This is a genomic window from Oligella ureolytica DSM 18253 (assembly GCF_000373745.1).
GTDB classification, from domain to species: domain Bacteria; phylum Pseudomonadota; class Gammaproteobacteria; order Burkholderiales; family Burkholderiaceae_B; genus Oligella; species Oligella ureolytica.
Genome location: NZ_KB892315.1, coordinates 1 through 18,653 on the forward strand (window position 1 = coordinate 1; position 18,653 = coordinate 18,653).

The 18,653-nt window shown below is 41.9% G+C and carries 24 protein-coding genes; 12 read left to right on the top strand and 12 right to left on the bottom strand.

Annotated features, from left to right (window positions below; genetic code table 11):
• Together B092_RS0109285 and B092_RS0109290 are read right to left on the bottom strand one after the other, a co-directional pair.
• Positions 1–225: transposase (locus B092_RS0109285; RefSeq protein ID WP_018574966.1), on the bottom strand; the 225-nt coding region annotated here is incomplete at its 3' end.
• 68 nt (positions 226–293) lie between these two features.
• Positions 294–1,631 (bottom strand): aminotransferase-like domain-containing protein, encoded by a 1,338-nt coding sequence (locus B092_RS0109290; protein ID WP_018574967.1) that lies wholly within the window; start codon positions 1,629–1,631, stop codon positions 294–296.
• A gap of 112 nt (positions 1,632–1,743) precedes the next feature.
• On the opposite strand from B092_RS0109290, the gene dctP reads away from it, so the two are divergent.
• The 6 genes from dctP (at position 1,744) to bfr (B092_RS0109320) (ending at position 7,627) form a co-directional block, all read left to right on the top strand.
• Positions 1,744–2,883, top strand: coding sequence for a TRAP transporter substrate-binding protein DctP (gene dctP / locus B092_RS0109295; RefSeq protein ID WP_244870504.1), 1,140 nt, complete (start codon positions 1,744–1,746; stop codon positions 2,881–2,883).
• A gap of 80 nt (positions 2,884–2,963) precedes the next feature.
• Positions 2,964–3,473, top strand: coding sequence for a TRAP transporter small permease subunit (locus B092_RS0109300; protein ID WP_018574969.1), 510 nt, complete (start codon positions 2,964–2,966; stop codon positions 3,471–3,473).
• Positions 3,470–4,783 carry a TRAP transporter large permease gene (locus B092_RS0109305; protein ID WP_018574970.1) on the top strand — a complete coding sequence of 438 codons (1,314 nt, stop codon included), beginning with the start codon at positions 3,470–3,472 and terminating at the stop codon, positions 4,781–4,783. The genes B092_RS0109300 and B092_RS0109305 overlap by 4 nt, the downstream gene beginning before the upstream one ends.
• A 19-nt stretch (positions 4,784–4,802) precedes the next feature.
• Positions 4,803–6,071 (top strand): hydroxymethylglutaryl-CoA reductase, degradative, encoded by a 1,269-nt coding sequence (locus B092_RS0109310; protein ID WP_255313344.1) that lies wholly within the window; start codon positions 4,803–4,805, stop codon positions 6,069–6,071.
• Between the two features lie 592 nt (positions 6,072–6,663).
• Entirely contained in the window at positions 6,664–7,137 is a 474-nt protein-coding gene (gene bfr, locus B092_RS0109315) for a bacterioferritin (protein ID WP_018574972.1), read from the top strand.
• A 10-nt stretch (positions 7,138–7,147) separates the two neighbouring features.
• Positions 7,148–7,627 carry a bacterioferritin gene (gene bfr, locus B092_RS0109320; protein WP_018574973.1) on the top strand — a complete coding sequence of 160 codons (480 nt, stop codon included), beginning with the start codon at positions 7,148–7,150 and terminating at the stop codon, positions 7,625–7,627.
• 131 nt (positions 7,628–7,758) lie between these two features.
• Here the strand turns inward: bfr (B092_RS0109320) and B092_RS0109325 are convergent, their stop codons facing one another.
• Positions 7,759–7,968: a (2Fe-2S)-binding protein gene (locus B092_RS0109325; protein ID WP_018574974.1), complete on the bottom strand. Its 210-nt coding sequence runs from the start codon at positions 7,966–7,968 to the stop codon at positions 7,759–7,761.
• A gap of 234 nt (positions 7,969–8,202) precedes the next feature.
• Between B092_RS0109325 and B092_RS0109330 the strand changes: the two genes are divergently transcribed.
• A complete protein-coding gene (locus B092_RS0109330) occupies positions 8,203–9,552 on the top strand; it encodes an MATE family efflux transporter (RefSeq protein WP_018574975.1) in 1,350 nt (449 codons plus the stop codon).
• An 11-nt stretch (positions 9,553–9,563) separates the two neighbouring features.
• On the opposite strand, the gene B092_RS15435 is transcribed toward B092_RS0109330, so the two are convergent.
• A complete protein-coding gene (locus B092_RS15435; protein WP_147277846.1) occupies positions 9,564–9,824 on the bottom strand; it encodes a hypothetical protein in 261 nt (86 codons plus the stop codon).
• 141 nt (positions 9,825–9,965) lie between these two features.
• Here B092_RS15435 and B092_RS0109335 point away from each other — a divergent pair, with 141 nt between their 5' ends.
• Positions 9,966–10,775: a TOBE domain-containing protein gene (locus B092_RS0109335; RefSeq protein ID WP_018574976.1), complete on the top strand. Its 810-nt coding sequence runs from the start codon at positions 9,966–9,968 to the stop codon at positions 10,773–10,775.
• A 59-nt stretch (positions 10,776–10,834) separates the two neighbouring features.
• On the opposite strand, the gene B092_RS0109340 is transcribed toward B092_RS0109335, so the two are convergent.
• Genes B092_RS0109340 through modA form a run of 3 tightly spaced genes read right to left on the bottom strand, consistent with a single transcriptional unit; the run spans position 10,835 to position 13,126 of the window.
• Complete coding sequence (locus tag B092_RS0109340) at positions 10,835–11,602, bottom strand: ABC transporter ATP-binding protein (RefSeq protein ID WP_018574977.1); 768 nt, start codon at positions 11,600–11,602, stop codon at positions 10,835–10,837.
• Positions 11,603–11,614: 12 nt separating this feature from the next.
• On the bottom strand, positions 11,615–12,289 hold the full coding sequence (gene modB / locus B092_RS0109345) for a molybdate ABC transporter permease subunit (protein ID WP_018574978.1): 675 nt from the start codon (positions 12,287–12,289) through the stop codon (positions 11,615–11,617).
• A gap of 39 nt (positions 12,290–12,328) precedes the next feature.
• A complete protein-coding gene (gene modA, locus B092_RS0109350) occupies positions 12,329–13,126 on the bottom strand; it encodes a molybdate ABC transporter substrate-binding protein (protein ID WP_115148528.1) in 798 nt (265 codons plus the stop codon).
• A gap of 238 nt (positions 13,127–13,364) precedes the next feature.
• Between modA and B092_RS0109355 the strand changes: the two genes are divergently transcribed.
• Together B092_RS0109355 and B092_RS16135 are read left to right on the top strand one after the other, a co-directional pair.
• On the top strand, positions 13,365–13,763 hold the full coding sequence (locus B092_RS0109355; RefSeq protein WP_018574980.1) for a hypothetical protein: 399 nt from the start codon (positions 13,365–13,367) through the stop codon (positions 13,761–13,763).
• Positions 13,687–13,947: a hypothetical protein gene (locus tag B092_RS16135; RefSeq protein WP_115148529.1), complete on the top strand. Its 261-nt coding sequence runs from the start codon at positions 13,687–13,689 to the stop codon at positions 13,945–13,947. The genes B092_RS0109355 and B092_RS16135 overlap by 77 nt, the downstream gene beginning before the upstream one ends.
• Positions 13,948–14,026: 79 nt before the next feature.
• On the opposite strand, the gene B092_RS15445 is transcribed toward B092_RS16135, so the two are convergent.
• Complete coding sequence (locus B092_RS15445; RefSeq protein WP_156813069.1) at positions 14,027–14,185, bottom strand: hypothetical protein; 159 nt, start codon at positions 14,183–14,185, stop codon at positions 14,027–14,029.
• A gap of 36 nt (positions 14,186–14,221) precedes the next feature.
• Between B092_RS15445 and B092_RS0109365 the strand changes: the two genes are divergently transcribed.
• Complete coding sequence (locus tag B092_RS0109365) at positions 14,222–14,707, top strand: MFS transporter (protein WP_160115307.1); 486 nt, start codon at positions 14,222–14,224, stop codon at positions 14,705–14,707.
• A gap of 75 nt (positions 14,708–14,782) precedes the next feature.
• On the opposite strand, the gene B092_RS0109370 is transcribed toward B092_RS0109365, so the two are convergent.
• The 3 genes from B092_RS0109370 to B092_RS0109380 form a co-directional block, all read right to left on the bottom strand.
• Positions 14,783–15,460 (bottom strand): GNAT family N-acetyltransferase, encoded by a 678-nt coding sequence (locus B092_RS0109370; RefSeq protein ID WP_018574983.1) that lies wholly within the window; start codon positions 15,458–15,460, stop codon positions 14,783–14,785.
• A 52-nt stretch (positions 15,461–15,512) separates the two neighbouring features.
• A complete protein-coding gene (gene trhA / locus B092_RS0109375; RefSeq protein WP_018574984.1) occupies positions 15,513–16,130 on the bottom strand; it encodes a PAQR family membrane homeostasis protein TrhA in 618 nt (205 codons plus the stop codon).
• Between the two features lie 149 nt (positions 16,131–16,279).
• A complete protein-coding gene (locus B092_RS0109380) occupies positions 16,280–17,665 on the bottom strand; it encodes an NAD(P)-binding domain-containing protein (protein WP_018574985.1) in 1,386 nt (461 codons plus the stop codon).
• A gap of 294 nt (positions 17,666–17,959) precedes the next feature.
• Here B092_RS0109380 and B092_RS0109385 point away from each other — a divergent pair, with 294 nt between their 5' ends.
• Complete coding sequence (locus B092_RS0109385; protein WP_018574986.1) at positions 17,960–18,265, top strand: type II toxin-antitoxin system Phd/YefM family antitoxin; 306 nt, start codon at positions 17,960–17,962, stop codon at positions 18,263–18,265.
• A gap of 130 nt (positions 18,266–18,395) precedes the next feature.
• Here the strand turns inward: B092_RS0109385 and B092_RS15145 are convergent.
• A partial coding sequence (locus tag B092_RS15145; RefSeq protein ID WP_018574987.1) for an IS3 family transposase occupies positions 18,396–18,653 on the bottom strand: 258 nt, incomplete at its 5' end.

Sequence of the window (18,653 nt, forward strand, 5' to 3'; positions counted from 1 at the left end):
CGGATCGGAGAGGCTATGCCATTGACCCAATAGGACTGCCTTAAACATGGCGAGCACGGGATAACTCGGACGACCTTGTTGAGTCGTCAATCGACGCTGCTTTTGTGAATTGAGGTAGCATTCAATCGGTCGCCAATCAATCACTTGATCTAACTTAAGTAACGGAAAACGATCAAGGTGTTTGGCAATACGGGCTTTGGCGGTTTGTTGAAAGAAACTACTCATAGGACTAAAGTAAGAATGCAAGAAAACAAGCTATATTTTAGGAAGTTTGAGGGGTTATTGCAAAGGTCTCACTGTATAAATTTTGAATCTCGAGCATAAGCTAAATTAACTCTTATGGCTGGCAAGTTACTTATCTTTTTTTCAGGATAAAACAAACTGCCAGGAGCTAAAAATATGTCCTGTTCTGCTGCTAACTGAGCCAACTTCATATCATTTTCTCCTTCTTCTAGCTCTACCCATAAATAATATGAACGTTCAGGGCGATGTGACACTTGTAAATTCATTTTCTCAAATAAACCTAAAACCTCTTCAATCGTAGTATCTAGCATTGCCCCTAGACGGCGTATATGACGTAAATACTGACCACTCGTCAACACCTCATATAGCCAACGTTCGAGATAATCTGAAGAGCTCACTAAAGTCAACATCTTAATATGTGATAAAGACTTAATAAGTTTTTCTTTACCAGCAATATACCCGACTCTCAAATTTGCAGAAAGCGTTTTGGAATAAGTGCCAATGTAAATTACTCTATCTAATTGATCAATGGCAGCCATGCGTGGGGTCTGTCCGGGAAAAAGGTCAGCGAAAGCATCATCATCAATACAAAGAAAATCATATTTTTCGGCGAGTTTAAGAATTTGATATTGCACGCTTAATGAAATAGACCCTCCCGTTGGATTGTGTCCAAGACTTTGCGTAAAAAATAACTTTGGTCCATAATGTTTAGCTTTTTCTTCCAGCTGATTTATATTTGAACCGTCTGTTAATCTATCGATACCAATTATTTTTATTTTATAAAGTTTTAATTTTGAAAAAAGAGGATAGTAGCCTGGACTATCGACAAACACAACGTCACCCGGCACTAAAAAGTGCTTAATTATCATGTCCATAGCATGGTTTGCACCATAGGTAGTGACGATTTGATTCGGGGTTGCCTGAATACCTCGTTCATATAAGTATTGAGAAAGTATTTCTCTCAAAGGATAGAACCCCATTGGGGGGTTATAACCATACTTACTGTCTACAGGTGCATTAATCTTCATATCAAAGTCAAATTGGCTCATCCAACTAGCAGGTGGCCGACCATCACCGACTCGTACAGCTAAGGTGGGATTAAGCTGTTCTTTCAATAACGAAGCTGTATCAATCGCTCTTGTAACATGCAATCGTTCTTTAGCTGATGAGCTTTTTTTTAAAGATAGACTCACAAAAAAGCCAGAACTAGGCTTAGATTTCAAATAACCCGATGCCATTAATCTATCATACGCTTCAACAATTGTATTTTTTGAAACTCCAAAATACTGACTTGCAGCTCGGATAGACATAATTCTTTGTTTAGGTTTTAAACGATTGTTTTTGATTTCTGTTTCATAATACTCAACGACTTTCCTAACTTTACTCACTCCCACTCTCTCCTTAAACCTAATCATCTACGCTACATCTTTGTATCTTCCAACTTAAATCTGTACCAATAACTAACCGGTACAGTTACCCTCCTTAAAAAGCAACTGTACCTTGCACCGGCTAGGAAAACAAGCGATTATTGAAGTAATAATAATTAAAGATAGTACTCACACTATCACCTTTACTAATACTTATAGATTGGAGATAAAAATGACAAACAATCGACGTAGATTCTTACAGAAAGTAGCAGCAACATCTGCTGCCAGCGCAGGTGTGCTAGCAGTTCCAAAGATAGCTAATGCACAAGAAGTAGTTAAGTGGAAAATGCAAGCGCTATGGGATGGAGGTACAACTCCTCTCAAATTTGAAGAAATGTATGTAAAACGCGTAGCTGAGTTAACCGATAATAAATTTGAAATCCAACTTTACTCAGCAGGTCAACTTGTACCAGCTAATCAAGCCTTTGATGCGGTTAGAGGCGGTGCATTTCAAATGATGAAAACATTTGATGGCTATGAGGCAGGCAAGATTCCAAGTTTAGCTTTCACCAGTAGCGTTCCTTTTGGTTTCCCTGAGCCGGATCAATATGAAGCATGGTTTTATGAAAAAGGTGGCCTAGATTTTGCACGCAAAGCTTATGGGCCTGCAGGCTTATTCTATATTGCACCCTCAGTTTACGGTCCAGAACCGATACATTCTAATGTACCCATCAAAACAATTCATGACTTCAAAAATAAAAAAGGACGCTTTGTTGGCTTAGCTTCCACGGTAATGGGCAAACTTGGCGTTTCCGTAACTACCTTAGCAACCAATGAGGTTTATTCAGGCCTTGATAAAGGAGTAATTGATCTAGCTGACCGTGGTGACTTGACAGCTAACTTAGATGCCGGTTTAGGTGAGGTCGCTAAATACATTATTATGCCGGGCCCACATCAACCTACCACATCTACTAGCTATGTTGCTAACAAAGCGGCATATGATCGTTTACCTGAACATTTTAAAGCTGCGCTAGCAGTAGCTGCTCGTGAGGTCTCGTCTGCTATGCGTCAACATTATTTAGTAGCTGACACACAAGCATTACAAGCTTTTAAAAAACAAAACGTAGAAATTTCTGCTTTACCAGCTGATGAAATTGAAAAAGGACGTGCTCTAGCACAAGAAGCTTGGAAAGAAGCAACCAAAGACGATGCTTTAGCAACAGAAATCTATGAAAGTCAAGTTCAATTTATGAAAGATTTAGGTCTACTATAAACCATCAACTTCAATAAATTAAACATTAATACTCTTCCCCCATTTTCATTATGGGGGAACGAATCTTCAAGGAGTGTGTCATGCATTCGCTTTTTTTGTGCTTTGTGAATGCAATTACAAGCGTCAACAGATTTTTCTTTCGACTTGCATCACTATTTATTTTCATCATTGTATTTTCAATGTTTTACGAAGTAATAAGTCGTTATATCTTTCATGCACCAACTACTTGGGGGCTTGAGTTGGCTACCTTATTATTTGGTCCTTATTTCTTATTAGGTGGAGCATATTTATTACACCTAAAAGGTCATGTCAATTTGGATATCATCAAAAACAGCCTTCCAAAACCGATTCAAAAAGGCTTAGAAGTATTTGCTTATGTGGTTATTATTATTTTCTGCTTTATCTTATTCCAATATGCCTACCCAGCAGCTGTAGATTCTTTTAATTATAAGGAAACAACCTTTTCAGCTTGGAACCCACCATTATGGCCAACTAAATTAGTTATCCCTTTTGCACTTATCTTATTAAGCTTACAAAGCGTAGCGGAACTCATCCGTCTACTTATCCAAGGTAAGGAGAAACCGGTATGAGTGCAAATTCAATTTTAATCATTATGTTTTTAGGCTTAACTCTGTTCATGTTCACGGGGTTGCCAATAGCATTTGTACTTGGCGGTTTATCGCTTTTAATCACAGTCACGTTGTGGGATCCAAACGCTCTCATCATCATCTTAGTGCAAATCTACGATACGATGCGTTCAGAGGCCCTTTTAGGAATTCCCCTCTATATTTTCATGGCAGGTATTTTGCAACGTACTGGTATTATTGAAGAACTATATCAAGTGATGGAAATCTGGTTTGGTCGCTTAAGGGGTGGCTTAGCCATTGGTACAGTTATTATCTGCGTTCTTATGGCAGCTATGACCGGCGTAGTTGGTGCTGCTGTAACTGCCATGGCTTTGCTTGCCATGCCTGAAATGCTAAAACGAGGCTATAAAGCTGAATTAGTAACAGGAACAATATGCGCTTCTGGCACTCTTGGAATCTTAATTCCGCCTTCTGTTTTAACAATTGTTTACGCGGTTACTGCACAGGTTTCAATTGGAAAAATGTTAATTGCAGGAATTATACCTGGACTAATGTTAGCAATTTTATACATAGGCTACATTTTGTATGTATCTTACTTTAAAAAAGGCTATGTACCTCTTTCTTTAGGCAATAAAGTGCCTTTTCGAACAAAACTACAAAGCCTTAAAAATATAATTTTTCCTCTTCTTTTAATTTTTTTAATCTTAGGCTCGATTTTCACGGGAGCTGCTACACCAACAGAAGCGGCAGCAGTTGGTGTAATAGGAGCCTTTCTAATCGGCCTTACCAAGCGTAAACTTTCTTTGTCTGGAATCCAAAGCGCTTCTATAGAAACGCTTAAATCGACAACAATGATCCTGTGGATAACCATCGGCGCTAAAGCATATGTTGCAATTTTTACAGGTTTAGGTGGTGCTGATACTCTACTTAGCCTAATTCAAAATCTTGATGTGCACCCCTATTTAATATTAGCCTGCATGATGCTAATTCTTATTTTCTTAGGTACTGTTTTAGACGAAATAGGCATCATTCTACTGACCGTACCTGTCTTTTTACCTATCGTGCGGTTACTAGGTTTTGACGAAATCTGGTTTGGCGTTTTGTATGCTATCACCATTCAAACCGGCTATATTAGCCCACCATTTGGTTATACCCTATTTTATATTAAAGGTCCTCTTCCACAGCACCTCAGTATGGCGACAGTCTATCGAGGCGTTCTTCCCTACCTAAGTCTACAAATTTTAGCCTTGATAATTTGTGCCATATTCCCTTCTTTGGTGACTTGGCTACCGAATTTAATGGATAAATTCTAATAATATTGGAGATACAACAGTGAACAAATCATCCCGAATATCTGGCTTTCATAAAATGAATACATTCGAACGCCTAAATATCGTTAAAGCCTTTAGCGATTTAGATGATGAAACTATTAAACTTTTTGAAAACACAGGCAATTTACCTCTTGAACTTGCTGACAACCTAGTTGAAAACGTCATCGGTACGATGAATATTCCACTAGGTATCGCCACAAACATGAAAATTAACGGAAGAGACACATTAATTCCAATGGCAACCGAAGAGTCATCTGTGGTAGCTGCTGTTTGTAATGCATCACGTCAGTGTTACGACAATGGTGGGTTTAGCGCCTCAATGTCAGGTTCCTTGATGATCGCCCAAATTCAATTAGTAAACATCACAAACCCTGAATTCTGTAAAACTGTTATTTTAGAAAAAAAAGAAAAAATTAGAGAAATCTGCAATGCTTGCGATCCAATTCTAGTTTCCCATGGTGGCGGCTTTAAGGACTTAGAAATCCGCGTAATTAATTCCGCTAGCGGCGCCATGGTAATCACCCATATCATTGTGGATACCCGCGATGCGATGGGTGCAAATGCTGTTAACACAATGGCAGAGAAACTTGCTCCTGAGATAGAGCACTGGACTGACGGAAAAGTCTATTTACGTATTTTATCTAATTTAGCGGATAAACGTTTAGCTCGCGCTCGAGCTACTTGGACTTGTGAAAGCATTGGAGGTGAAGGAGTACGTGACGGAATTATCAGCGCTTACGAATTCGCAAACCATGATCCATACCGAGCAGCAACTCATAACAAAGGAATAATGAATGGCATATCAGCTGTGGTTTTAGCAACGGGCAATGACACTCGTGCCGTTGAGGCTGGTGCACACGCCTATGCGACACGACAAGGTTCGTACCGTAGCCTTACACACTGGGAAAAAGATAAATATGGCAATCTGGTCGGTTCAATTGAAGTCCCAATGGCAGTTGGTCTTATTGGTGGAGCTACCAAGCTTCATCCGATAGCAAAAGCTAACCTAGAAATCCTTGACGTTCAAAATGCTAATCAATTGGCAGAAATTATTGCTGCAGTCGGATTAGCGCAAAACTTCTCTGCACTCAAATCTTTAGCTACAGTAGGCATACAAAAAGGTCATATGTCTCTACATGCTCAAAATATCGCTATGATGGCGGGAGCTATTGGAGATGAAGTCGAAAAGATAGCTAAGATTTTAGTAGATAAAGCATTAGTTCGAATCGATATTGCTCAAGAAGAATTAACTAAATTAAGAAGCAAATAACAAACACTACTTAAGATAACGCCGTTAGATAAACTCGATTATTCGATGGTGTTATCTTATCTTCAATATTTGCTCTCAATATAAAGCTCGACACTGAAAAACATAAACCCCACTGCTCAATTACTTCTCAAAAGCTCGGTGTATCATACAAATCAAGCACTTAGAATATATAACCATATTAAGTCACAAAGATATCCACAATTTCTGTGCATAACTTTATTAACAACAGGAAAAAACTCCCCTATTTCATAAAAACCAGCACTTGATCGCAAGATTGATAAGATCGCTCATTAAAACATCAACCCAAGATAATTCTTGCAAATCAACAAGTTAAGACTAGTGACAACATTAAGCCACAAAGTTATCCACAAATTATGTGCATAACTCTAAGTTAATCCAGCAACCTTTTTTTCTTCACAATTATCTTCAAATAAAAACAAATATCTTCTAACTATTGAGAATCATTACTATTTTTTAATGAAAATGATTCCCAAATAGTTTAATGATCGGCCCTATGACGCTGCTTTTGTCATCTTTTCTTTAATCCTAACTGTTATAATTTATCCACTTAATCTTTTTAAAGGAGTTAGTTATGCAAGGTTTAAAAGGTCATCCAGAGATCATTGATTTTATGAATGAGTTATTAGCAGGTGAACTTGCCGCTCGTGACCAATACTTCATTCACTCTCGTATGTATGCTGAGTGGGGCTATAACAAGCTATTTGAGCGTATCGACCACGAGATGGACGATGAAACCGGTCACGCACATGACTTCATCCGTCGTATTTTAATCCTAGGCGGCACACCTATTTCTGCTCCTACGGCTGTTAATATCGGCTCTAACGTTGTGGATATGCTAAAAAATGATTTAGCACTTGAGTTAGAAGTACAAGCAAACCTTAAAAAAGGCATCGCACTCTGTGAAAAACATCAAGACTACGTCACACGTGAGTTGATGATTGAGCAACTTAAGGACACAGAAGAAGATCACGCTCATTGGTTAGAGCAGCAGTTACGCTTAATTGATATTATTGGTCTGCAGAATTACTTACAGAGCCAAGTATAAAGGAGCTCGTATGCAAGGCGATAGACAAGTATTACAAGCGCTAAATAAAACACTCCGTGTTTATTTAACGTCAATTAACCAGTACTTTTTACATGCTCGGATGCATAAAAACTGGGGGTTTACTGCGTTGGGCAAATATATCTACAAAGAATCTATTGCAGATATGAAATTTGCTGACGACATCATTGAGCGTATCCTTCTCCTAGAAGGCCTGCCAAACCTACAGGACCTTGGCAAGCTGTATATCGGTGAAGCGGCGATTGAAACAATCAAATGTGATATCCGGATTGAAGAGCTCAAAGACGAAGTCCTCATGGAATCAATTAAGCTATGTGAAGAGAAGCAAGACTTTGTGACTCGTGCCCTCTTAGAAAAGCTTAAGAAGCATAATGAAGATCACTGGGATTGGTTAGAGCTACAACTCGACTTAGTGAATGATTTAGGCGAATCACACTACTTACAGACTGTGATAGAAACAACGCCGGAATAAATCTAAACACGCTATATATTAAAGCACCAAGAAAAAGAGTCGAGGATATACGTCTATCCTCGACTCTTTGATTTCAATCTGTATAACTTTAAAAGCTAACAAAGCTAAACGATCTAACTGAGTAGCTCAAACTAAGCAGCCACCGTCTCAGTTAAATCAGTTACTTCTACGGAGCGGCCTTTAGGCTTTTTCAGATAAGAAGAAGCCAAATCAGCACAGCAGCCACAACACGTTGCAACACCAAGCTCTGCTTGTAAATCACTGAAAGAATTAACGGTACCCGAAGATACACTATCTTGGATCTGACGGTCAGTAATCGCGTTACAAATACAAACGTACATAAAATCTCCCTCTGGCTGTAGCTACTTACTACATATACTGATATAAAACCGGCGACTCCTAGTTATTGTTATACGGTAGACGCCTAAAGGTTAAAATAAACTTTGTATAAAAAAATACAATGGTGCTAATATTTAAAAGCTATACCTGTATGATAATTGTTCTCATTATCAATTTCAAGTGCAGATACACTTTATTAGCAAAATAACATCTAGGGATTTTCACTAAGTTTCTCAATGTCCAAAAAAACAACAGTCTTTACCGATTTTCCTAACTATCTCTACCTCATCAAACTGGCTTTTCCAATTATCCTGGCCAATGCCTCTGTCCCTTTACTCGGTTTGGTGGACACAGCAGTCATTGGACAAATGGGCAGCACAGCGGATCTCGCAGCGATTGCGTTAGCCAGTTTGATTTTCAGCTTTGTCTATTGGGGATTCAGCTTCTTACGCATGGGCACGACGGGCTTTGTCTCACAAGCGGTAGGCAGTGAGGATCGAGCAGAATTACTTGCTCTACTCTTTAGGACCATCCTCTTAGGTACAGTAATTGGTTTGATGTTAATTATTTTGCAAAAACCCATACACTCGATCGCCTCTTTTTTTCTATCAGCAAGCCCTGAGGTTAATCTACGTGTTAAAGAGTATTTTGCTATTCGGATTTGGGGGGCGCCTGCGACTTTAATCACCTTTGCCCTGATGGGGACCCTCATTGGTCTTGGTTGGACAAAGCAAGTGCTGGTCGTCCAGCTCTTATTAAATGGTTTAAATATTGTACTGAACGTCCTCTTCGTTGTGTTTATGGGATTAGGCGTCAAAGGCATTGCCCTAGGCACCTTAATAGCCGAATGGGTGACAGTAATTTATGCGCTTTATCTGATAGTCAGTAAGCTGGAAGTAGGCTCGGTCAGTCAGCGTTTTAACGAGTTTTCCGATCGAATTTTTGATAGGGAAAAAGCAAAAGCCATTTTTGTTGTTAATGGCGACATCATGATTCGCACATTGGCGCTATTAGGCGGCTTTGCTTGGTTTGCCAGACAAGGGGCACAGTTTGGCGATGCCACGCTTGCCGCTAACCATATTCTTTTACAGTTTATTTCAATGTCTGCCTATTTTTTAGATGGCTTTGCTAATGTGACAGAGATGATTGCTGGGCAAGCATATGGTGCTAAAAAGCGTCAACGTTTTATACGTGCTGTCATTGATAACACGGTCGTTGCCGGTGTCAGTGCACTTATATTGAGCTTATCGCTATTAGTTTTTGGTCATTTATTTATCCAAGCACTGACCTCAGACGCAGAGTTACAGCACATTGCTAATAGCCATGCACATTTTGCCGCTTTCTATGTTTTTGTGTCCTTTGTGGCCTTTCAATTTGACGGCGTATTTGTCGGAGTCACCAACAGTAAAGCCATGCGAAACTCAACCGTTATCGCTTTAATCAGCATGTTAGTCACCGGCTATGTACTGACACCCTTGCTTGCTAACATTGGCTTGTGGTTGGCATTGATTGTTTTTGTCATCGCCCGTGGTGTGGTGTTGGCAATTGATTACCCGAAAATTATCAGTGGTACACAATGGCAGTAAGTATCGACTGACTACCAACCGACCCCTACGCCTACGTTTGTATTAGCGGTTGGCTTTACCCTTACCCCGGTTGATACGCGCACCTTATTACCCCGAGACCAAGGATACACTCTCACCGCATTGGTTAACCAAGCAGACTTGCCATTACCCACGGTAAACGGCACGGAATGGCTGGCCCCTGCCGAAACCCTTGGTTTTCTTGGGGTAGATTCACAGGCTGCGAAAGTTGAGAGAGCTAAAATAAGGATAGGGAAAGCAATAATTTTTTTCATAAAACGCTGCAGTTTTAGTCGTTGATTGACGATGGACACTTTAGGTTAACATATCGGCTAGCCTAAAATAAAATCGCTCTCTCAAGGCCAAGCGTTAGTAAAATGCTAAGATACTGAGGTAGTTTTCGCAGGGAGGAAGCCATGAGCAACACACACCAACCACATGATAATAATGGTATCTCTTTTCAAGGTCGCTTTTGGATTGAGCGCCATGCTAAAACCTTCCTTGGACCGGGTCGCATCGAGTTACTGGAAAAAATCGAATCCGGTCACTCTATCGCCGAAGCAGCCAGACAGCTTGGCATGGGTTATAAGACTGCATGGGATATGCTTAACAGCATGAACAGCCTGGCTGATGAACCGGTTGTTATTAGTACCAAAGGCGGGCGACGAGGTGGCGGCACCACCATCACCGACTACGGTAAAAAAATGATTGCCTTCTTTAGGCACATCGAAAGTGAATACCTTGCCATGCTGATTTCACTTGAACAGCGCTATCCCGGACTGAATGATTTTTCTTCTAATCCGAGTCCACGTTTACAGCTACGCAGCAGTGCCAGAAATCAGTTGTCTTGCCGCATTCAAGCCCTTGAGAAAAAAGGCCATCGGATTATAGCGATGCTGGATTTAGGTGATCAGCAATACTTACAGGCCATTCTCACACAAAAAAGTATCGACGAAATGAAGCTCTCTGTTGGTCAGCAAGTGTTTGCGCTCATGAAGGCGCCAATGATATCGCTCAGCCATAGGTCTGATGAACAGGGCATGAGGTTAGAAGGTGTGTTGGAAGCAATAGATTTGGATGAAGCCGGCGGCGCTGAACTCACTATCCAACTTAAGAGTGGACAATACCTCACTGCGATGATTGAGGACGCAACACAAGCTCCTACTCGTGGCTCACCTGCCTATGCGCTTCTTGACCCTAAACAGGTCATTATTGCGACACTCTAAAGTGACTAAGTACTAGTACCCACTCTACTTATGTTATGTTTTTAGTCTAAACATAAGATTTAAAAGCATTCAAAGGCTCTCTGACATGAAGCCAAGGCCTGCTCCCAAGCTTGTGTTTTGCCAAGCTCCTGTCGCATCTGACGATAAGGCAGATGCTCAGCAACCTCCCCTCGGCCATACACGATGATATGATTTGCCAATGCTTTGATATCCTCTAAATCATGGGTAATCATCAGCATCGGCACATTAAATCGCTCCTGAACCTGAATTAATTCCTCGCGCATTTTAATACGCAAAAGTACATCAAGCGCTGAAAGAGGCTCATCCAATAACAACACATCAGGCTCTGTCAATAACGCCCTACCCAAGGCAACGCGTTGACGCTGACCACCGGATAATTGACTTGGCAAGCTATGTGCCAAATCTGCTATCCCTAAGACCTCCAACATATTGAGCGTTTTCTCTTTATTTTCGGAGCTAATTGGTAAAGGCCAACGTCGTAAAGAATAGGCTGTATTTTCTAATACACTCAGGTGAGGAAATAAGGCATAGTCTTGAAAAAGAAAACCGATATTACGCTGGTGTGGCGGTACAAAGATGTTTTTTTCGCTATCAAAGAGGACACGATTACCTAATTTAACATGACCCACCTCAGGTCGAATTAAACCGGAAATCACCTGCAACGTCACGCTTTTGCCACAGCCTGATGGACCAAAAATCACCGTACGATCAGCACTCGTTGCAAAGTCCACCGACATCGGAAACTCACGCTTATTTTTACCTGACTTTTGCTTAAGATTAAGTTCAAATTTAACGCTTAACTGCATCACCTGCCTCGATTATCGCTTCGGCGCAAGCCAATAACCCGATACGGCCAGAATGGTGACGCAAACGACCGAAATAAGTAATACTAAGGCGTTGGCACGCATATCATCACCCGCCTGCACCGCATCATAAACAGCCATGGATAAGGTTTGGGTACGCCCCGGTAGATTACCGGCCAGCATGAGTGTCGCACCAAACTCACCCATCGCTCTAGCAAAAGCCAATAGCGTACCGGCCGTAATACCGCGCACCGCTAACGGCAGACTGACACGAAAAAACACGCCCAAACCCTTTGAGCCGAGTGTTCGTGCAGCATATTCGAGATTTTTATCGACATCCTCAAACGCCGCTCTGGCTGACTTAAACACCAAAGGAAAGGCCACCACGGTGGCAGCCATCACCGCCCCTTGCCAAGTAAAGACCAACTGTAAGCCAAGCGTGCTTTCGAGCCACGGGCCAAAGGTACCGCGACGCCCAAAAAGAACTAATAAATAATAACCCAATACAGTGGGTGGCAAAACCATCGGCAAGGTAAGTATCGCATCGACAACGTTTTTTCCGAAAAAATTCAAACGTGCCAACAGCCAAGCAAATAGGATGCCCAGTACAAAAGCAAAAAATGTTGCGTAAAAAGACACCTTTAAGGTGAGTTTTAACGCGCTCCAGTCATTGGGACTAAACCACTCCATGCGATATTACCTTGATTGTTATTAGCTAAGAAATTGATATTATTGCTTAAATTCTTTGATAGGCACAAAACCGTACTGAGCCAAAATGCTTTGGCCCTCTTCAGATAAAACATAGGCAATGAAATCACTCGATACCGTTGTTTTGCTCTGTGCTGCTTCAGCAATTGGGTAAACGATTGGACTGGACACCCACTCGCCCTCTTTTTCACCTGCAGCAACGGTAGGAATTTCTAAAGCTACTTTAACCTTATCTTCGTCTTGCTTGGCATCAGTAGAGAATACAAAACCGGCAGCAACCTCGCCACGACTCACGTAGCTCAAACTCTGACGAACGTTAGAAGCAAGAACTAATTTGGGTTCAATCTTGTCCCATACGCCCTCTTTTTGCATCGCAGCTCGAGCATAGCGTGCATTGGGTGTGGTATCGGGGTTACCCATCGCAATATGCTCAACATCATCCGCTGTTAATTCCTCTAAAGAACTAAAGCTACGATCACTATTAATAGGCACAATTAAAACTAAACCATTACCGATAAAGTCTGCACGAGTGCCCTTTTTGATCATGCCTTCGGCTTCGGCCTTGTCCATTGTGGCCTGGTCCGCAGATGCAAACACATCAACCGGCGCGCCTTGCAAAATCTGCTGTAATAAAGAGCCTGACGCACCGAAGTTAAACTCGACTTTGTGCTCCGGGTTTTTAGCTTCAAAGGCCTTACCTAGCTCGGTATAAGCATTGGTCAAACTCGCCGCTGCAGACACAGTAATCGTATCTGCAAAAGCCATTGGCGAAATCATTACGGCACCGGCCGCCATGATTGAAAGAAAAGTACGCCTCATGTGACTGCCCCGCATTTAATTAAAGAAAGAGTTCTGGAAAAGAAAAAACCGTTATATATAATAAAACATATCGATAATTTATTAAAAAACATCTCAAACTATATATTATTATAGCCTATGTATAAGTAGCTTACATTCAATATGTTTTTTCAAATATATCGACTATTGATTATATCTCAACCAAGGGTAATTTGATGATTTATATCTCTTAGATTATTTGCTACTTGAAGATATCAATATGGGCGACTTGACCACTCGCTGTCTCGGTTTAGAAAAACATCAAGGGATGATATGCTTTGTGAATCGACAGGCTACCGTCACGAGTGGCATTAAACTAGCTAAACACCTCTTGGATAAACTGGGCCTCAGGACGACAGAATCTCTCGACGATGGCATGCCAATCGCACAGGGACAGCCCCTCCTAATCGCAACAGGCGATATCGATGCCTTACACCAAGGTTGGAAAGTCGTACAAAACATACTTGAATGGACGTGTGGCGTTGCGCAATATACCGCTCAAATGGTGGCTCAGGCGCGTAGCGTCAACCCGAACATACAGATTGCCTGTACTAGAAAAAGCATTCCGGGTACGCGCTTATTGTCGACCGCAGCCCTTCGAGTGGAGCAAATACATTGACCAGCTCCGCTATAGCGCATCTGAGAAAAAAATCATTGTCGAAGCCGGCACAATAATCGCTGCCGGTGGAATTAATCTTAGTAATGTAGAAGAATACGCGGCCACAGGCATCTCAATGCTTGTCACGTCAGCGCTGTATTGTGCGAAGCCTGTGGATATTCAAGTGAAAATAGAGGTTGTGTAGGGTGATGCTTAAACTCGTCCGTATGAACACTGACCACTTCTTCCCCACCCAGTAACGACATACCCTGCGTACAAACTCTCTAGTTCAAATAATTAAGCGCCCCACCTGAACCATCGCCGGCATAGGCAGCGGCTAAGTTCACGTTGATGGCACGCTCAGTGGCAAGCAGAAACTCTTTCAGCTCCACCGTCGTCATTTCCGGCGGCATGTTTGCCATGTTGGCGTGAATGCGCTGCACCGCCTCTTTCGTGCGCTGACGCAGTGCCGCCAGGTCGTGGTCAACGAGCTGGAAGTCGCGCTTGCGCAGCTGACCAGTAAAAAAATTGCGATGAATTTAGGGCTGTCCCCCAGAACAGTGGAAACTCATCGGGGGCGCATTATTATCTCAGCTTTGATTGGCATGATGATCCTCGGTGTTGGCGTGGCTGTGATTGGCAGCGTCGTCGCCGTACAGCTGTCTGAAATGTTCTCTACTGATATGCGCTATACAGCTTCAGGCATGTGTTATAACTTCTCTTTTGCTTTGTTTGGCGGCACCGCACCCTACGTTGCCACTTGGATGACAGCCAATACGGCCAATGTGTTATCACCTGCAATTTATGTGACCGCTGTTGCGCTATTCGTAACTGCTTGGGTATTTTTCTTTATCCCAGAAACCGCAAATAAACCGTTGCGTCGTTTCCATACTGAACCGCAATACGACAAAGAAAAGTTTGACGTGTTAACAATCTCATCTACTAAACTAGACGTATCAGCCTAATGCAGTCTAACTAATAAGTAATGAGCGGTGAGTACACAGAAGTTACTCGCCGCTTTTTCTATCTTCATTATTGGATCACTTAAAAACATCATCTGTATTAGCGGCAGTTGTTGCACCACAAATAGCCCCTTTTTGCCTAAGCATCAACCAGCTTTGAGTACCCAAAATCATGGGTGTACCAACGGTATAAAAACCAAACTTTGTGTAATAGCGCACGTTTTCTTCTTTATCCGTTTCCAAATAAAGGGGAACGCTTGGCTCAGCCTTGTGAGCTTGCTCGATTACATACTCTAATAATTGCCGGCCAATACCTTGCCCCTGCCAGGCAGGATCGACGGCTAAGGGGCCTAAATGCCAATGTGGAGTACGGGGATTTAGCTTAGCCCAACTACCTAACCAGATACCCAAGCGCAGTAGTCCAACGACACCATTGGACGAAACCATATAAGGCACTAAGCGTATACTATCGGTCAATGATGGGGTGCAATGCCCGGGAGCAATCACACCAAACACCCCAACCAAGCGCTGTTCAATAAAAGCACCGTACAACCAACCTTTACGCTCAACATAGGCGAGCATACCGGGAAAGAAGCGTCGTAGCCGACGATGGCGTTTTTGCTCAGCCCGCCCAAATACTTTGATGTGTAAGGGGTTATCGCGCATGGCCAGCGCGCAAGTGGCGACAGCATCAGCTAACTCATCTTGGTTAAGTGTGCGAATGGTTAACTGCCGGACGGTGGTGGGTCGACTCAATTTAACCTCCTAATTTAGAACAATCGCGGCTGAAGCTCACCTACACGCCACATCACGCCACGTAATTTAACATCGTCACATAATGACAAGCACTGCCCGCTAACACAAATAGATGCCAAATGCCGTGCATATGCCTCCAACGGGTGTCATTTACATAAAAGATAATACCGATGGTATAGGCTAAACCTCCCGCCAACAACCACAAAAACCCAGCCCGACCTAGGGCACCCATTAACGGCAAAATAGCTATCACTGCTAACCAGCCCATTAACACATACAGTATCAGCGATAGAATCCGCTTGCCTCGCGCTAACCAAATCTCCTGGATAATCCCAAATAGCGCTAAGCCCCATACCACGCCAAATAATGACCAACCCCAAGCACCACGTAAACTCACTAGCGCTAAGGGTGTGTAACTACCGGCAATTAATAAATAAATTGTGCAATGATCAAATTTGCACCAAATTTCTTTCGCCCTGCCGCGAAAACTATGATAGAGTGTTGATGCCAAATACAAGAAAAATAATGTCGCACCATAAATGCTGAAGCTAACTATTTTCCACGGATCAACGGCCTGTGCACCAGCAACGATAAGAAACACCGTGCCGATTAACGCTAAGGCACAGCCAACTAGATGGGAAATACTATTAAACCGCTCACCATAATGCATATATCTATCCTTTGAGATTCATCATCCAAATAATTATTACGCATAAAAAAATCCGAAGCCAGTATAGACACACCAACTCCGGAGTTTTTAAAATGCATTGTGATAACGCTTTAGCGCATTATCGTAGCAATCAGCTACTTAATCAGCTTTTAAGCATCTGCCGACTCAATGACCTCAGCCTGTTGAAACTTTAATGCCATAAAGCCTTCAAGTGTATCGTCTTTGATTTCTAACCAAGGTCTTGGCAACTTAGCTGCCATGGTTCCGGTCATAAGCGAGCGATAGGTCTTGTTTCTGAAGCCCATAATGTCAGCCTGTTTGTCTTTGAGCCATTGCTTAAACAGCTCGGCCTGCTCTTGCACTGGGAACGTTGGGTAATCAGTCATATCAAGCAAATCCTTAATATAGCTTGCTTGGAAATCAATCGACTCCTCTTCATTGGCGATTTTTTCATGGCGATCCAACCAGGAGTCCATATCCTTACGGCGTGTCGCTTTATCAGGTAACTGAATTTTACCCATAATGACGTCACGTGCATACCACGCCTGAGCATCAAACATATTAAAGGTAAACCACTGATCCTGCATACCCAAATAAATCAATTTCGGGTTATTTTGAAACACAATACCTTTATAAAGATTATCAGGATACAGGCAATTATGCGTTTCTAAGCGTAGATCATCCGGCAAGAAAGAGAAGTGGAAGATATACCCCGTACACATAATGATGGCATTAAAGGCCTGACTTGTTCCATCAGTGAAATGTACGACATCACCTTCGATACGCTCTAGACCCGGCTTTTCAAACACACCCTCAGGCCAATCATAATTGTAAGAACCACTGCGACGGCTAATCGTCACTGACTTAGCGCCGTACTTATAACATTGTGATCCGATATCTTCAGCAGAATAACTTCCACCGACTAATAAGACATCCTGACCCTCATACTCCAACGCGTCTCGGAAATCGTGGGCGTGTAAAATACGGCCCGGATACTGATCCATGCCTTCATAAAACGGCATATTTGGCGTTGAAAAATGACCGGTGGCAACAATTACATAATCAAACTCTTCGGTTTCTTGCTCGCCGGTTTTGTGGTTCATAACCGTGACTGTAAACAGCTCCGTTTCCTCATCAAAGGTAACCCAACGCACCGGACACTCAAAACGGATATAGTTAAACACCGCTCGCTTATCCAGACGACCCATGATGTAGTCTTTAAGTACTTCACGTGGCGGATAAGAAGGGATCGGCTTTTCAAAGTGCTGGTCAAAACTATAATCAGCAAATTCTAAGCATTCTTTAGGGCCGTTAGACCATAAGTAACGATACATACTACCGTGCACAGGCTCCCCATTTCTATCTAACCCTGTGCGCCATGTGTAGTTCCACATACCGCCAATATCATTTTGTTTTTCATAACAAACAATTTCCGGTAGATCCGTTACACCGGCTTTACGTAATGCTTCAAACGCACGGATTTGTGCCAAGCCGCTTGGACCCGCACCTAAAATAGCAATTCTAGTTTTACTCACAATAAGACACCATTTAATTATTAATGCACTGATACGAGATACGTACAGTGTCTATTCATTCTTAATGATTCGTAGAAATGTTAGACAGGATAATTTTTAGTAGATCAGCATACAAAACTGACTATAAAAATGTCCTCAATCGATAGTCACAATCCATGTGACAAAAGAATAAATACATAGTACTAATTAATACTAGTATGCCAATGTACCATAACTAGCATTGAACTGCAAACTCGAGGTCATTTGTATCATATTGTATTTATTGAGGATTTTATTTGATAATTTTGAAAAGGTATGATTAGAGCTATCAATTGGCCTTTTTGTATTTGGGAGTGCTTCATATCAATCCGTCAAATTTATGCTGATAACTCAACCAACATGAGTACATTTAAAAAGAATCCAATGGCTGTAATGAAGCCTGCTGAAGGAGCCCCAGTGGTTGTATTAAATCGTAATCAGCCTATTTTTTACTGTGTACCTGCGGATGCCTATAAGGTTTTAATGGGTAAGCTAGAAGATATAGAACTAGCTGACATTGTTAGACAACGTCAAAGTTCACCAGAAATTGAGGTTTCTTTAGATTTGTTATCGGCAATGTAATAATGACCCCCAGGAGGTGGGGACAAAAACTTGGACTATATTATGACAGGTAGAGCATGTATACACACCAAGGGTAACCCCCCCATTTTTAACAGCATGAACTGACCCCATAAAGTTGGACGGTTAGTTTTTATAAGGAGGACTGATTTCTGTATTGCACAGGACTCAGCCCCTTTAGTTTTGTACTTACTCTTTCATGATTATAGTAGTAAATATACTCATGAATCCGTTTCTCTAACTGTTCAATGCTAGTAAATTTTTCACGATAGAACAATTCACATTTAAGTGTACCGAAGAAGCTCTCAATTACCGCATTATCCAAGCAATTTCCCTTTCTCGACATGCTTTGCGTAAAGCCATGGCTCGCTAGTGTTTGCTGATAGCTGTC

Coding starts and splice junctions, on each gene's coding strand:
- B092_RS0109355 (WP_018574980.1), top strand. CDS start 13,365: ATGGGCGACTTGACCACTCGCTGTCTCGGTTTAGAAAAACATCAAGGG.
- trhA (WP_018574984.1), bottom strand. CDS start 16,130: ATGCATTATGGTGAGCGGTTTAATAGTATTTCCCATCTAGTTGGCTGT.
- B092_RS0109385 (WP_018574986.1), top strand. CDS start 17,960: ATGATTAGAGCTATCAATTGGCCTTTTTGTATTTGGGAGTGCTTCATA.
- modA (WP_115148528.1), bottom strand. CDS start 13,126: ATGAGGCGTACTTTTCTTTCAATCATGGCGGCCGGTGCCGTAATGATT.
- bfr (WP_018574972.1), top strand. CDS start 6,664: ATGCAAGGTTTAAAAGGTCATCCAGAGATCATTGATTTTATGAATGAG.
- B092_RS0109335 (WP_018574976.1), top strand. CDS start 9,966: ATGAGCAACACACACCAACCACATGATAATAATGGTATCTCTTTTCAA.
- B092_RS0109305 (WP_018574970.1), top strand. CDS start 3,470: ATGAGTGCAAATTCAATTTTAATCATTATGTTTTTAGGCTTAACTCTG.
- B092_RS0109340 (WP_018574977.1), bottom strand. CDS start 11,602: ATGCAGTTAAGCGTTAAATTTGAACTTAATCTTAAGCAAAAGTCAGGT.
- bfr (WP_018574973.1), top strand. CDS start 7,148: ATGCAAGGCGATAGACAAGTATTACAAGCGCTAAATAAAACACTCCGT.
- B092_RS15435 (WP_147277846.1), bottom strand. CDS start 9,824: ATGAAAAAAATTATTGCTTTCCCTATCCTTATTTTAGCTCTCTCAACT.
- B092_RS0109300 (WP_018574969.1), top strand. CDS start 2,964: ATGCATTCGCTTTTTTTGTGCTTTGTGAATGCAATTACAAGCGTCAAC.
- B092_RS0109325 (WP_018574974.1), bottom strand. CDS start 7,968: ATGTACGTTTGTATTTGTAACGCGATTACTGACCGTCAGATCCAAGAT.
- modB (WP_018574978.1), bottom strand. CDS start 12,289: ATGGAGTGGTTTAGTCCCAATGACTGGAGCGCGTTAAAACTCACCTTA.
- B092_RS0109330 (WP_018574975.1), top strand. CDS start 8,203: ATGTCCAAAAAAACAACAGTCTTTACCGATTTTCCTAACTATCTCTAC.